This window comes from Epibacterium ulvae, from assembly GCF_018678075.1.
In the GTDB taxonomy this organism is placed as follows: Bacteria; Pseudomonadota; Alphaproteobacteria; order Rhodobacterales; family Rhodobacteraceae; genus Epibacterium; species Epibacterium ulvae_A.
This window is the reverse complement of the sequence record NZ_JAHHIR010000005.1, coordinates 164,644-176,888: the sequence shown is the minus strand read 5'-3', so window position 1 is coordinate 176,888 and position 12,245 is coordinate 164,644. Positions and strand designations below refer to the sequence as shown.

The 12,245-nt window shown below is 62.6% G+C and carries 14 protein-coding genes; 13 read left to right on the top strand and 1 reads right to left on the bottom strand.

The window, feature by feature from the left end:
- Positions 1 to 62: 62 nt before the first annotated feature.
- The 13 genes from KMP13_RS01255 to cysE are packed head-to-tail and all read left to right on the top strand — an operon-like array spanning position 63 to position 10,397.
- Complete coding sequence (locus tag KMP13_RS01255) at positions 63 to 662, top strand: head-tail connector protein (RefSeq protein WP_215263623.1); 600 nt, start codon at positions 63 to 65, stop codon at positions 660 to 662.
- Positions 659 to 997 (top strand): head-tail adaptor protein, encoded by a 339-nt coding sequence (locus tag KMP13_RS01250; RefSeq protein WP_215263622.1) that lies wholly within the window; start codon positions 659 to 661, stop codon positions 995 to 997. Before KMP13_RS01255 ends, KMP13_RS01250 begins: the two co-directional genes overlap by 4 nt.
- The gene (locus KMP13_RS01245) at positions 994 to 1,413 is read left to right on the top strand and encodes a DUF3168 domain-containing protein (protein ID WP_215263621.1); all 420 of its coding nucleotides are present in this window, start codon (positions 994 to 996) and stop codon (positions 1,411 to 1,413) included. The genes KMP13_RS01250 and KMP13_RS01245 overlap by 4 nt, the downstream gene beginning before the upstream one ends.
- Before the next feature lie 59 nt (positions 1,414 to 1,472).
- Positions 1,473 to 1,886, top strand: a complete 414-nt coding sequence (locus tag KMP13_RS01240) for a phage major tail protein, TP901-1 family (protein ID WP_215263619.1) — start codon at positions 1,473 to 1,475, stop codon at positions 1,884 to 1,886.
- Complete coding sequence (locus KMP13_RS01235) at positions 1,886 to 2,209, top strand: gene transfer agent family protein (protein ID WP_215263617.1); 324 nt, start codon at positions 1,886 to 1,888, stop codon at positions 2,207 to 2,209. The genes KMP13_RS01240 and KMP13_RS01235 overlap by 1 nt, the downstream gene beginning before the upstream one ends.
- Positions 2,206 to 2,415 (top strand): rcc01693 family protein, encoded by a 210-nt coding sequence (locus KMP13_RS01230; protein ID WP_215263616.1) that lies wholly within the window; start codon positions 2,206 to 2,208, stop codon positions 2,413 to 2,415. The genes KMP13_RS01235 and KMP13_RS01230 overlap by 4 nt, the downstream gene beginning before the upstream one ends.
- Before the next feature lie 12 nt (positions 2,416 to 2,427).
- A complete protein-coding gene (locus KMP13_RS01225) occupies positions 2,428 to 3,087 on the top strand; it encodes a phage tail tape measure protein (protein ID WP_215263615.1) in 660 nt (219 codons plus the stop codon).
- A gap of 16 nt (positions 3,088 to 3,103) precedes the next feature.
- Positions 3,104 to 3,736 carry a DUF2460 domain-containing protein gene (locus KMP13_RS01220; RefSeq protein ID WP_215263614.1) on the top strand — a complete coding sequence of 211 codons (633 nt, stop codon included), beginning with the start codon at positions 3,104 to 3,106 and terminating at the stop codon, positions 3,734 to 3,736.
- Entirely contained in the window at positions 3,736 to 4,620 is an 885-nt protein-coding gene (locus KMP13_RS01215; protein ID WP_215263613.1) for a DUF2163 domain-containing protein, read from the top strand. Before KMP13_RS01220 ends, KMP13_RS01215 begins: the two co-directional genes overlap by 1 nt.
- Entirely contained in the window at positions 4,617 to 5,066 is a 450-nt protein-coding gene (locus tag KMP13_RS01210; RefSeq protein ID WP_215263612.1) for an NlpC/P60 family protein, read from the top strand. Before KMP13_RS01215 ends, KMP13_RS01210 begins: the two co-directional genes overlap by 4 nt.
- A 3-nt stretch (positions 5,067 to 5,069) precedes the next feature.
- Positions 5,070 to 8,990, top strand: coding sequence for a baseplate multidomain protein megatron (locus tag KMP13_RS01205; RefSeq protein ID WP_215263611.1), 3,921 nt, complete (start codon positions 5,070 to 5,072; stop codon positions 8,988 to 8,990).
- Entirely contained in the window at positions 8,990 to 9,550 is a 561-nt protein-coding gene (locus tag KMP13_RS20315; RefSeq protein WP_435370324.1) for a DUF7742 family protein, read from the top strand. Before KMP13_RS01205 ends, KMP13_RS20315 begins: the two co-directional genes overlap by 1 nt.
- Positions 9,551 to 9,578: 28 nt before the next feature.
- Entirely contained in the window at positions 9,579 to 10,397 is an 819-nt protein-coding gene (cysE, locus tag KMP13_RS01195) for a serine O-acetyltransferase (RefSeq protein WP_215263610.1), read from the top strand.
- A 96-nt stretch (positions 10,398 to 10,493) separates the two neighbouring features.
- Here cysE and KMP13_RS01190 read toward each other — a convergent pair whose 3' ends face one another.
- The gene (locus KMP13_RS01190) at positions 10,494 to 12,218 is read right to left on the bottom strand and encodes a methyl-accepting chemotaxis protein (RefSeq protein WP_215263609.1); all 1,725 of its coding nucleotides are present in this window, start codon (positions 12,216 to 12,218) and stop codon (positions 10,494 to 10,496) included.
- Positions 12,219 to 12,245 lie beyond the last annotated feature (27 nt).

Sequence of the window (12,245 nt, the reverse complement as noted above, 5' to 3'; positions counted from 1 at the left end):
TGGTGCGCGCCGACCTTAAACCCCACCCGAAACGCCAACGCCCGCCTGCGGAGATGAACGCGATGATCGTGACAGAACGCACCCAGATACCAGACGCGGCCTTGCCGCTTGATGCTTTCAAGGCCCATTTGCGACTGGGGCGCGGTTTTGGCACCGAAAGCCTGCAGGATGCGCTCTTGCTTGGGTTTCTGCGCGCAAGCCTGGCCGCCATTGAAACCCGCATCGGCAAAGTGCTGATCACGCGTGATTATACGCTGAACGTCAACCGCTGGCGTGACCCTTCGGTTCTGGCGCTGCCTTTGGTGCCGGTGACAGCCGTGACGGTGCTGGTGTCCGTGGACCGCGACGGGGGCGAGACCCTGTTGGACGCGGGCCTTTACACCCTCAACAGTGACGCCCAGGTCGCGCAATTGCGTCCGACAAGTGTCTGTCTTCCCAGCATTCCTGTCGGCGGCCATATGCGGGTTGAGTTCACCGCCGGACTGGCAACGGGGTTTGACGCGTTGGCGGCGGATTTGGTGCAGGCGGTGATGATGCTGGCGGCGCATTACTATGAACACCGCGACGACACCGGACTGCACCGGGGCTGCATGCCCTTTGGTGTCACCTCCCTGATTGAACGCCACCGGGTGCTGCGCCTCGCATTGGGGGGACGCGCATGAAACCCGTGAACCTGAACCGTTTGCTGACTCTGGTTGCTCCTGAACGCACCGCCGATGGTGCGGGTGGCTACAAGGAGGTCGAAACCCCGATCGGGGAGCTTTGGGCCGAGGTCCGCGCCTTGACCGGGCGCAACACTGCCCAAAACGGCGCGGCGCTGTCATTGCAACGCTATCGCATCACCCTGCGCGCCGCCCCCGAAGGCAGCCCCGAACGCCCCCGCCCGGACCAATATCTGCTGGAAGGCAACCGCCGTTTTCTGATCCACGCGGTCGCCGAAGCAGACGCGCTGGGGCGATACCTCACCTGTTTCGCAGTTGAGGAGGTGGCGCTATGAGCTATGCAACCTCTGCCGCCTTGCAGGCTGCGATTTATATGACGTTACAATCAGATAGCGCGGTTTTTGCATCTACATCCGGCCATATCTATGACGCGCTGCCCAGCGGTGCCTTGCCGCCGGTCTATGTGCTGATCGGCACCGAAGAAGCCCGCGATCGCTCCGATCAAGGCACCCAGGCCGCGCTCTACCTGATGACGTTGCGGGTGATCAGTGACAGCGCCGGTTTTGCCGGGGCCAAACAGGTGGCCGGCGACATTTGCGACGCGCTCTTGTCATCCCCTTTGACACTGGCGCGCGGTGCGGTGACGGGGCGCTGGTTTGACCGGGCGGTAGCGCGGTCGCTGAAATCTGGCGGGCGCGAAGTCAGCCTTCGGTTCCGGGTGCATGTGGATGACGTAAACGCGACCCCTTAACCATCTGTTAACCATGAATTTCACCCCGCTTTGGCGGATGAGCCCCAAGGAGACGAGACATGGCAGCCCAAAACGGCAAAGACCTTTTGATCAAGGTGGATATGACCGGCGACGGATTCTTTGAAACCCTGGCAGGACTGCGTGCCACCCGCATCAGTTTCAACGCGGAAACCGTTGATATTACAAGCCTCGAAAGCCAGGGCGGCTGGCGCGAACTGTTGGCGGGGGCCGGTGTGCGCTCTGCCGCGATCTCGGGCTCTGGGGTGTTTCGTGACGCCAATACCGATGCCCGCGCGCGCCAGCTGTTCTTTGACGGAGAAGTTCCGTCCTTTCAGGTGGTTATCCCAGACTTTGGAACCGTCCAAGGTGCCTTTCAGGTGACGTCGCTTGAATATGCAGGCTCCCACAATGGTGAGGCCACCTATGAGCTGAGCCTCGCCAGCGCCGGTGCCCTGACGTTTGAGGCCGCGTGATGGAAACCCCGGTCAACCCCTATCGCGGCGAGGTGGCGCTGATCCTCAACGGTGATGCGCAGGTGATGCGCTTGACCCTCGGCGCGCTTGCGGAGTTGGAGGAAAGCCTGGGCGAGGGTAGCCTTATCTCCCTTGTGCAGCGATTTGAAAACAATGGGTTTTCCTCACGCGATTTGATGGGGCTGTTGCTGGCGGGCCTACGCGGCGGTGGCTCGGCAATCACAGCGGCTGAGCTTGCCTCGGCTGAGATCGCAGGCGGGCCGATGGCCGCCACTCGTGCCGCCGCGCAACTGCTGGCGCGTGCCTTTGCGGGGCCTCAATGACCGCGGAGGCTGGTTTTGATTGGCCGGCCATGATGCGGGCGGGCATCGCGGGCCTTGGCCTGTCGCCGGATGCGTTCTGGGCGCTGACCCCGGCTGAGCTGCGGCTCCTGCTGGGGCCCGCTGCGCCTGCGCCGATGGATCGCGACCGGCTCAGCGATCTGATGCGCGCTTTTCCGGACGGTCCGAGCAAGACCCCAACCCCATAAGAGGAGCGAGACATGGCCCTGGAAGACATCACCGCGCTGGAATTGAGCGCTGAAGCGCTGGAGAACTCCCTTGGCGGCGCGGCGCAGATGGCCGCCACCTTTGATGGTGAACTGTCCCGCGTGCGCGCCGCGTTGGCCGCCACGGGTGAGGACGCCAAAACGCTGGAACGCGGCCTGTCGCGCGGGTTGCGCCGGGCCTTTGACGGGTTGGTGTTTGATGGGAGAAACCTGTCAGAAACGCTTGAAACTGTTGCGCGATCCGTGATCCGCACCACTTATAATGCCGCCGTGAACCCGGTCGCAAATCAGGCCGGAAATCTGCTGAGTGACGGTTTGGCAGGGCTGGTGGGGAACCTGCTGCCTTTTGCCGATGGCGCCGCCTTTAGCCAGGGACGGGTGACACCGTTTGCCCGAGGCGGCGTGGTGTCCGGCCCCACCCAGTTTCCCATGCGCGGCGGCACCGGGTTGATGGGCGAAGCCGGCCCCGAAGCGATCATGCCGCTGGCACGCGGCGCGGATGGATCGCTCGGCGTGCGCAGCGCTGGCGGCGGCAGCAGCCCGACCATCGTGATGAATATCCAGACCCAAGACGCGCAGAGCTTTCAACGCAGCCAGGGCCAGATCGCCGCACAAATGTCGCGCGCGCTCAGCCGTGGCAATCGCAACCGGTAACACAAGGGAGAAATCCATGAGCTTCCACGACGTGAGATTTCCAGCCTCGCTCAGCTTTGGCTCGGTCGGAGGCCCCGAGCGGCGCACCGATGTGGTGACGCTGGCCAATGGGTTTGAGGAACGCAACACCCCCTGGGCCCATTCGCGCCGCCGCTATGACGCGGGGCTTGGTCTGCGCGCGCTAGAGGATATTGAGACGCTGATCGCCTTTTTTGAGGCCCGTCAGGGGCAGGTGAACGGGTTTCGCTGGAAAGACTGGTCGGATTACAAATCCGCCGTTGCCTCGGCCGAGGTGACGTTTCGCGACCAGGTGATTGGCACCGGTGACGGGATCACCAGCGCGTTTCAACTGGTGAAACACTATACATCTGGCCCCAACAGCTATGCCCGGCCCATAACGAAACCGGTGGCAGGCACGGTCAAAGTGGGCTTGAACCAGGATGAGCTGCGCGAGGGGGTGGATTACTCCCTCGATACCACGTTGGGGCGGGTGCAATTTGTCTTTGCACCCGAAATCGGCACCGAGGTTGTCGCGGGCTTCGAATTTGATGTGCCGGTGCGGTTTGACACCGACCGGATCCAGACCAGCGTTGCGTCCTTCCAAGCCGGCGAAGCCCCCAATGTTCCGGTGGTGGAGGTGCGTGTGTGATGGCGATACCCGATGACTTGCGCGCCCATCTGGCCACGGGCAGCACAACGCTGTGCCGGGCCTGGGCGATCACCCGGCGTGATGGGCAGCAGTTGGGCTTTACCGACCATGACTGCGATCTGACCTTTGACGGCCTGACGTTTCGCGCCGACACCGGGTTGACTGCACGCCAGTTGGAACAGGCCACCGGCCTGTCGGTGGACAACAGCGAGGCCTTGGGCGCGCTGTCCGCCGCAGCCGTCACCGATGCGGATATTGAGGCCGGGCGGTATGATGAGGCCGAGGTGCAAAGCTGGCTGGTCAATTGGGCCGCACCCGATATGCGCTGGTTGCAGTTTCGCGGCTACATCGGCGAGATCGCGCGCGAAGATGGCCAGTTCCGGGCCGAGCTGCGCGGGTTGACCGACCGACTGAACCAACCCCAAGGGCGGATCTATCAAAAACCCTGCACAGCTGTGTTGGGCGACAGCGCCTGTGGGTTTGATCTGACCACTCCGGGCTATGCGGTTGAGGCGGCGGTCGTCGCTGTTAAAAACGCACAGACCGTGACCCTTGCGCCGCTTTCGGGGTTTGAACCCGAATGGTTCACCCGTGGCGTTTTGCGGGTGGTGACGGGCGTGGGCGCAGGGTTATGGGGGGCGATCAAACGCGATCTGTCCCGCGAGAAAACGCGCGAGGTCACCCTGTGGGAACCCCTGCGCGCGGCCCTTGAACCCGGTGATCTGCTGCGTCTGGAGGCGGGCTGTGACAAGCGGTTTGAAACCTGTCGGCTGAAGTTCAACAATATCCTCAACTACCAAGGGTTCCCGGATATTCCCGGCGAAGACTGGATGGTTGCGGTGCCCCGGCGCGAACATGCCAATACCGGCGGGAGCCGCAGATGAGCGGCGTGCGCGCGGCCCAAGAAGCCCGCCGCTGGCTTGGCACGCCCTATGTGCATCAAAGCGCGCTGCGTGGCGCGGGCTGTGATTGCCTCGGCCTGATCCGCGGCGTCTATACCGCGTTGTACGGTGCCGCGCCCGAGGCTCCGCCTGCCTATAGCCGCGACTGGTCCGAACCCCAGGGCGAGGAACGTCTGTGGCAGGCGGCCACCCGCCATCTGCTGGACAAACCGTTGGGGCAAGCGGCACCGGGCGATGTGATCCTGTTTCGGATGCGCAGCGGTGCGGTGGCCAAACATCTGGGCCTGCAAACACACTGCGGCGCGCAGGCGCGGTTCATCCATGCCTATCAGGGCCACGGTGTGGTCGAAAGCGCGCTCAGCGCGCCTTGGCAACGGCGCATCGTGGCGCGCTTTGCCTTTCCCGAGCACAAGACAGAACAGGAGTGACAGATGGCGACGATCCTTCTTTCGGCGGCGGGTGCGGCCATTGGTGGTGCGGCAGGTGGCATGGTTCTGGGCCTGTCGACGGCTGTAATTGGCCGCGCGGTGGGCGCAACCCTTGGGCGGGCCATTGACGAACGCCTGTTGGGGCGGGGCGGCGCGGCGGTGGAAACCGGCCGCGTTGATCGCTTTCGCCTGAGCGAGGCGAGCGAGGGCACCCCGATCTCAAATGTGCATGGGCGGATGCGGGTTGGCGGGCAGGTGATCTGGGCCTCGGATTTTGTGGAGACCACAACCACCAGCGGCGGCGGCAGCGGCAAAGGCGCGCCAAAACAGCCAACGGTCACCCAATACAGCTATGCGGTGTCGCTGGCGATCGCAGTCTGCGAGGGGGAGGTGCTGGACATCCCCCGCGTCTGGGCCGACGGCGAAGAGGTTGCGCCCAAAGATCTGAACCTGCGCTGGTATCCCGGCAGCCGCGACCAACTGCCCGATCCGCTGATCGAGGCGGTCGAGGGCGCAGACCAAGTGCCCGCCTATCGCGGCACCGCCTATGTGGTGATTGAAGATCTGCAGCTGGAACGGTTCGGCAATCGCGTCCCTCAGTTCTCGTTTGAGGTGGTGCGCGCCGCGCAACGGGACAGCGAAACCTTTGATATGGACCTGCCACAACTGGTGCAGGGCGTCGCACTGGTGCCGGGCACCGGGGAATATGCGCTGGCGACCTCACCTGTGTGGTTGCAACATTCCGCCGGGGAAAACGCGGCGGTGAACAGCCATTCTCACAGTGGGGAAACCGACCTTGTGACCTCAATCGCGTCGCTTTCGGCAGAGCTGCCGCAGTGCAATGCGGTGTCGCTGGTGGTCAGTTGGTTTGGCGGCGATCTGCGTTGTGCGGACTGTCGTCTGGAGCCGAAGGTGGAACAAGGTGACGTCGACGGCTCCATGGCCTGGTCGGTGTCGGGCATGATGCGTGCGGCGGCACCGGTGATTGGACAGGCCGGCGGTCGACCGATCTATGGCGGCACCCCGGCTGATGCGGCGGTGGTCGAGGCGATCCGCCATCTGAACGGGCAGGGCAAGGCGGTGATGTTTTATCCGTTTATCCTGATGGATCAGACCCTTGGCAACCCGCTGCCCGATCCCTGGAGTGACGCTGACACCCAGGCGCATTTGCCCTGGCGTGGGCGGATCACCCTGTCGGTGGCACCGGGTCGTGCGGGCTCGCCCGATCATACGGCGCAGGCCGATGCTGAAGTTGCAGCCTTTGTCGGCACCGTGCGGGCCAGTGATTTCACCATTGGCGACGGAGAGGTCACATACACCGGCCCTGCTGAGTGGAGCTTTAGCCGGTTTATCCTGCATTACGCAGCGCTCTGTGCGGCGGCTGGCGGGGTGGACAGTTTCTGCATCGGCTCGGAACTGCGGGCGTTGACCCAGATCCGGGGCGCTGCGGGCTTTCCCTTTGTCGATGCCTTGCGCGATCTGGTGGCGGATGTGCGCAGCCTGCTCGGCGCGGATGTCAAACTGGGCTATGCCGCCGATTGGAGCGAATACTGGGGCTATACCAGCCCCGAGGGCGACCGGTGTTTCCACCTGGACCCGCTTTGGGCCCATCCTGAGATCGACTTTATCGGCATCGACAATTACATGCCCCTGTCCGATTGGCGAGAGGGTTCGCAGCATCTGGATGCCACAGCGGGCGCGCCGTCGATCTATGATCTGGAATATCTGCGCAGCAATGTTGCCGGGGGTGAGGGCTATGATTGGTTCTATCATTCCGACACGGCAGCAGAGGCGCAAAGCCGCACGCCCATTACCGATGGTGCCTATGACGAACCCTGGATCTGGCGCTACAAGGACATTCGCAGCTGGTGGGAAAACGGCCATCACAATCGCATCGACGGTGTGCGGCAAGCCGCGGCCACCGATTGGGTGCCACAGTCCAAACCGATCTGGTTCACCGAACTTGGTTGTGCGGCGATCGACAAGGGCACCAATCAACCGAACAAGTTTCTGGATCCTAAAAGCTCGGAAAGTCAGCTGCCCAAATTCTCCAACGGGCAGCGTGATGATCTGATCCAGATCCAATATCTGCGCGCCATGTATTCCTATTGGAACGCCGACGAGCATAATCCGACCTCAGCAATTTATGGCGACGCAATGCTGGATATGAGCCGCGCCTTTGTCTGGGCCTGGGATGCGCGACCCTTTCCAGCCTTCCCCAATGCGGTGGATGTCTGGGGCGATGGGGAGAATTACCCACGTGGGCATTGGCTGAACGGGCGTATCGGGCAGCGTCCCCTGGCCGAGGTGGTGCGCGAGATCTGCACCGCATCGGGGGTGACGGATCTGGATACGCGCGATCTTTATGGGGTGGTGCGTGGCTATGGGCTGCGCGATGTGGGACCGGCGCGCGCGGCGCTGCAACCCTTGATGCTGCGGCACGGGTTTGACGCGATTGAACGTGACGGGGTTTTGCAGTTTCGCAGCCGTCAGGGTGAGGGAGTCGCAGTTGTTTTGCAGGACCAAATGGCCTTGGGTGAGAATGGAACGCCTGTTCGCGCCGACAGCCGCGATGGTGAGGCAGAGCTGACGGGCAGGGTGCGGTTGCGGTTTTCCGAATGGGGCGGCGATCATGCGCTTTTGTCCGAGGAAGCCGTCCTGCCGGATGAGGCAACCCATGCGGTCAGCCAGAATGAGCTGCCCTTGGCGCTGACCCGGGCCGAGGCGCGCCAGACTGTCGAACGTTGGTTGGCAGAGGCTCGGGTGGCGCGCGATACCGTGACCCTCAGCCTACCGCCGTCGCTGCTGCATCTCGGCGCCGGGGATGTGCTGGATCTGGATGCCGGAAGTGCTGCGCCGGGGCTCTACCGGATCGATCGCGTCTCCATCGGCACCGCGCAAGAGATTGAGGCGGTGCGCATCGCGCCCGAGGTCTATGCGCCCGCGCAAGTGGCCGAGGATCTGCCGGGCATCAACCGCTTTGCGCCGCCCGTGCCTGTGCTGCCGCTGTTTCTGGATCTGCCCCTGTTGCGCGGAGACGAGGTGCCACATGCGCCGCATCTGGCGGTCACCGCCACGCCTTGGCCCGGATCCGTGGCGGTATACGGCGCGGCGCAGGACAGTGATTACGCGTTGCAAGAGGTGTTGGCGGCGGCCTCAACCGTGGGCGAGACCGAGAGCATCCTGCCCGCCGCCCGTCCCGGACGCTGGGATCTGGGGCCTGCGCTGCAGGTGCGGTTCTTTTCCGGTGGGGTGCAAAGCATTGACCCGCTTGCCGCCTTGAACGGGGGAAATGTGCTGGCGATTGGCGATGGCACGCCGGGGGGCTGGGAGGTTCTGCAATTCGCTGAGGCCGAGCTGATCGCGCCGCAGACCTATCTGTTGCGGGGGCGGTTGCGCGGGCAGGCGGGGAGCGAGGCCGAGATGGCGTCAGAGTGGCCGGTGGGCAGTCGGGTTGTGCTATTAGACGGGGTTCCGGGGCAGATTGAACTGTCGCCCGATCAACGCCGCATCGCGCGCCATTTTCGCATTGGCTCGGCCCGGCGGGGATATGAAGATCCATCGTACGTGCATGTGGTCGAGGCCTTTGAGGGGCGTGGCCTGCGTCCGCTGGCTCCGGTGCATCTGCGCTGCAGTGGGGTGTTGGGATCGGATTTGGAATTCAGCTGGATCCGGCGCACCCGCATTGGCGGCGATGACTGGGAGCTGCCGGAGGTGCCCGTGGGCGAAGAGCGCGAGGCCTATCGTATCCGCCTGCTGCGCGGCAATCAGATCCTGAGAGAGGCTGAGGTCGCGACGCCCCTTTGGTCTTATGAGGTCGCCGCGCAGGTTGTCGATGGTGCGACGGCTGGCGATGTGGTCGAGGCGGCGCAGATCTCTGCATTTGTCGGCGTTGGTGCAACGGCACGGATCACTTTGGTCTGATGGTGCGTTGTCCGGTTCTACCTGGCGATATCAGTGCAGTGGCGCGCGCGCTTCTCGCCACCGATCGCGGCGGGTGGTGGGCGCGTTGTGGTGAGATTTTTACAGGCGCGGCGATGGCCCGCGCTCATGTGGATCAAACCCGCAAGCTGCATCCGAAATGGGGCGATGGCACCCTCAGTGCGGCTGCACGTCGGTTCAAGCTGGCAGATGAGCCGAGTTATGATGACCCGGACTACCTTGCCGCGACACAATTGGTTTTGGCGGTTTTGGCACAGAATTTACAGCAACACACATCGGCGGATGTGCGCGCAGATATCTCGCCATGCGCTCCCGCCCACCCCCGGTCGCAGACAAGCTGCTTGGGGGCCGTTGGGCCAAGCGTGGCGCGCGCCACGCCGGTCGCTTTGGGCAAAGCCCAAAGCGAAATCCCTCCCGCTTGGACCGGTCAAAAATTCAAAGCCTTTGAGGTGAAAAGAGAAAAATCTCCCAAGGACCCATCAATATGTGAAATAGATCGCATCACGGGATTGCGTTTGGTAGTATTTGGGTTAGATCGCTAGCATGAGCGCATCAGCAGGAGAGCCCGAGATGTCCCAAACGCGCACCGCCCTGAGCACTGTTGATCCCGTCTGGGATCAGATCACCGCCGAGGCCGAGGAAGCCGTTCGCAAGCAGCCTTTGATGGGTGGCTTGATCCATGCCTGTATCCTGCACCACACCACATTGAACAAGGCGCTGTCTTACCGCATTGCGGCCAAGCTGTGCTCCAACGAGATGTCAATGGTGATCTTGCGGGAAGTCGTCGACCAGGCCTACCGTGACGAGCCCGCCCTGGTGGAAGCCGCCCGTGCAGACCTGAGCGCAGTCTATGAGCGCGACCCGGCCTGTCATCGTCTGTTGCAGCCGGTCCTGTATTTCAAAGGCTACCAAGCCGTGCAGGCCTACCGGGTGGCGCATCATCTGTGGGTGAAGGGCGATTATGACCTGGCCTATTTCTTCCAGATGCGGATCTCGGAAATCTTTGGTGTCGACATTCACCCGGCGGCAAAAATCGGCCGTGGCATTATGATCGACCACGCCCATTCGATTGTTATCGGTGAGACGGCCGTGGTGGGCGACAATGTCTCGATGCTGCATTCGGTCACTCTGGGTGGCACCGGCAAAGAGGAAGAAGACCGCCATCCCAAGATCGGCGACGGTGTGTTGATCGGTGCTGGGGCCAAGGTTCTGGGCAATATCAAAGTAGGTCACTGTTCGCGCATTGCTGCCGGTTCGGTGGTTCTGTCCGAAGTGCCTGAGTGCAAGACCGTGGCCGGCGTTCCGGCCAAGATCGTCGGTGAGGCGGGTTGCAGTCAGCCAGCGGTGAGCATGAACCATGTTGTCAGCTCGGACTGTACTGGCGGCTGATTTTACGCCCTTGCGGCGATCAGGTTACGCAAAACAAGCCTCGCTTGCGCGGGGCTTTTTCATTTTGTGCGTCAGTTTACACTAGGCGGACCTGGCTCAGGCCGCGCGGAGATCTGTGTCTGCGCCATCCGGCAGGTGAAACGCTCCGGCCAGCGTATCAAGGCGCGCGGCCTCATTGCGCAGAACCTCGACCGATTGGGTGTTCTGCGAGACGATCTCATCATTTTGCTGGCTGAGCGCGCCCAACTCGTTGATGCGACCGGAGAGTTCTTGCAGTGCGGTGCTGTCGCTGACAAACCCTTCGGCTGAGGCGCTGACACGGGTTGAGATCTCACTCATCCGGGCAATGATATCCTGCAGAACCGCGCCAGTGTTGTTGACCTCGCTGACGCCGTTTTCGATATGGGCGGTGGCATCGGTGATCAAGGTCTTGATCTCGGCCGCGGCGTGTGAAGTGCGCATGGCCAGCGCGCGCACTTCCGAGGCGACAACCGCAAATCCGGCCCCTGCTTCACCGGCGCGCGCGGCTTCGACACCGGCGTTGAGCGCCAGCAGATTTGTCTGGAAGGCAATGTCATCGATGGTGCCAATAATGGTCGCAATCTGGCTGGCGCTGTTCTCAATACTTTCCATCGCGGAGACTGCAAGTTCGACCACGGCGGCATTGTGCTGCGCTTCTTGCACGGCTTCACCCACGATCCCATTCACATCGCGCGCGCCGTCGGCGGCGTTTGCCACCGATTGGGTGAGCTGTCCCATGCCCTCGGCAATATCGCCGAGCGTGTCCGATTGGCTGTGAATGCGCGACGACAGATCGCCGGAGCCCTGGCGGATCTCGGTCGTGCGGTTGAGGATACCGGAGGCGGTGCCCAGAACCTGGGTCATCATCTGAGCGATGGCGGCGAGGGCCGAATTGAAATCCTGCCGCAGCGGCTCATAGGTGCCCGACAGCGGTGCCTCCATCCGGTAGGCGAGGTCCTGATTGGCCAGCGCCGCCAGACCCTGGCGCAGCTCGTCCACGGCTTTGGTTTGTTGGTTCTGCTCGGCGGCGCGGGCGCGGGCGGCGTCCTGGCCCTGTTTAAGTGTGACCTGCAGGCTTTGCACCCGATGGGCGATTTCGCCCAGCTCATCCTTGCGGCGGCTGGCGGCCAGTTCCGTGTTGTAATTGCCATCGGTGATCGCACGCAGGCTGTCGCCAATCTCTTCCAGCGGGCGGCCCAGCAGGCGGCGCAGCAGCAGGAAGCAGACAGTACAAGAGGCCAAAAGCAGGGTGAGGCCAATCACGGTTTCCTTGATCAACCCCTCTTTGAGCGCGGCAAAGGTCGCAGCCGGATCCCAGACCATGATCAACGTGCCGCGCAGCGCGCCTTTCTTAGACAGGACCGGAAAAACCATGCGAAACCCGTCGTCGGATATCCAAGGGGTCAGATCACCGGCGACCCGCTGCTCCATGGCTTCGAGTTCGGCAAAGTCAAAGGCGGTGTTGTCGCCTTTCTCGCTCATAACGACGCCATTTGATTTGGTGACGCGGGCGTATTGAAAGCTTTTGCCGGCACGTTCCGCCACGTAGTTGACGCGGTCATCGACGGTGCCGGAAAAACCCAGCTGCACGGGTTGGGCGACTTCTTTGGCGACCATTTGGGTGAGTTCGCGTTCCATGTCGCGGGTGGCGGTCATCGAAATACGGATCATTTCCATTTCTGCAAATATAGCCACCGGCAAGGCGACGATAATCGAGAAGGTGGAGACAAGGATCGCGATGCGAAAATTCATCGACTGAAACAGACGACGTTTGTGTGGAGGAGGGGATTTCGGTTTCATAATGCGCTCTGCTGTGTTTCGGTTCCC

Bases quoted from the DNA above. Each gene is read 5' to 3' on its own strand.
- KMP13_RS01245 (WP_215263621.1), top strand. From the start codon at position 994: ATGAGCTATGCAACCTCTGCCGCCTTGCAGGCTGCGATTTATATGACG.
- KMP13_RS01215 (WP_215263613.1), top strand. From the start codon at position 3,736: ATGGCGATACCCGATGACTTGCGCGCCCATCTGGCCACGGGCAGCACA.
- KMP13_RS01205 (WP_215263611.1), top strand. From the start codon at position 5,070: ATGGCGACGATCCTTCTTTCGGCGGCGGGTGCGGCCATTGGTGGTGCG.
- KMP13_RS01250 (WP_215263622.1), top strand. From the start codon at position 659: ATGAAACCCGTGAACCTGAACCGTTTGCTGACTCTGGTTGCTCCTGAA.
- KMP13_RS01230 (WP_215263616.1), top strand. From the start codon at position 2,206: ATGACCGCGGAGGCTGGTTTTGATTGGCCGGCCATGATGCGGGCGGGC.
- KMP13_RS01255 (WP_215263623.1), top strand. From the start codon at position 63: ATGATCGTGACAGAACGCACCCAGATACCAGACGCGGCCTTGCCGCTT.
- KMP13_RS01240 (WP_215263619.1), top strand. From the start codon at position 1,473: ATGGCAGCCCAAAACGGCAAAGACCTTTTGATCAAGGTGGATATGACC.
- KMP13_RS01190 (WP_215263609.1), bottom strand. From the start codon at position 12,218: ATGAAACCGAAATCCCCTCCTCCACACAAACGTCGTCTGTTTCAGTCG.
- KMP13_RS01220 (WP_215263614.1), top strand. From the start codon at position 3,104: ATGAGCTTCCACGACGTGAGATTTCCAGCCTCGCTCAGCTTTGGCTCG.
- KMP13_RS01235 (WP_215263617.1), top strand. From the start codon at position 1,886: ATGGAAACCCCGGTCAACCCCTATCGCGGCGAGGTGGCGCTGATCCTC.
- KMP13_RS20315 (WP_435370324.1), top strand. From the start codon at position 8,990: ATGGTGCGTTGTCCGGTTCTACCTGGCGATATCAGTGCAGTGGCGCGC.
- cysE (WP_215263610.1), top strand. From the start codon at position 9,579: ATGTCCCAAACGCGCACCGCCCTGAGCACTGTTGATCCCGTCTGGGAT.
- KMP13_RS01225 (WP_215263615.1), top strand. From the start codon at position 2,428: ATGGCCCTGGAAGACATCACCGCGCTGGAATTGAGCGCTGAAGCGCTG.
- KMP13_RS01210 (WP_215263612.1), top strand. From the start codon at position 4,617: ATGAGCGGCGTGCGCGCGGCCCAAGAAGCCCGCCGCTGGCTTGGCACG.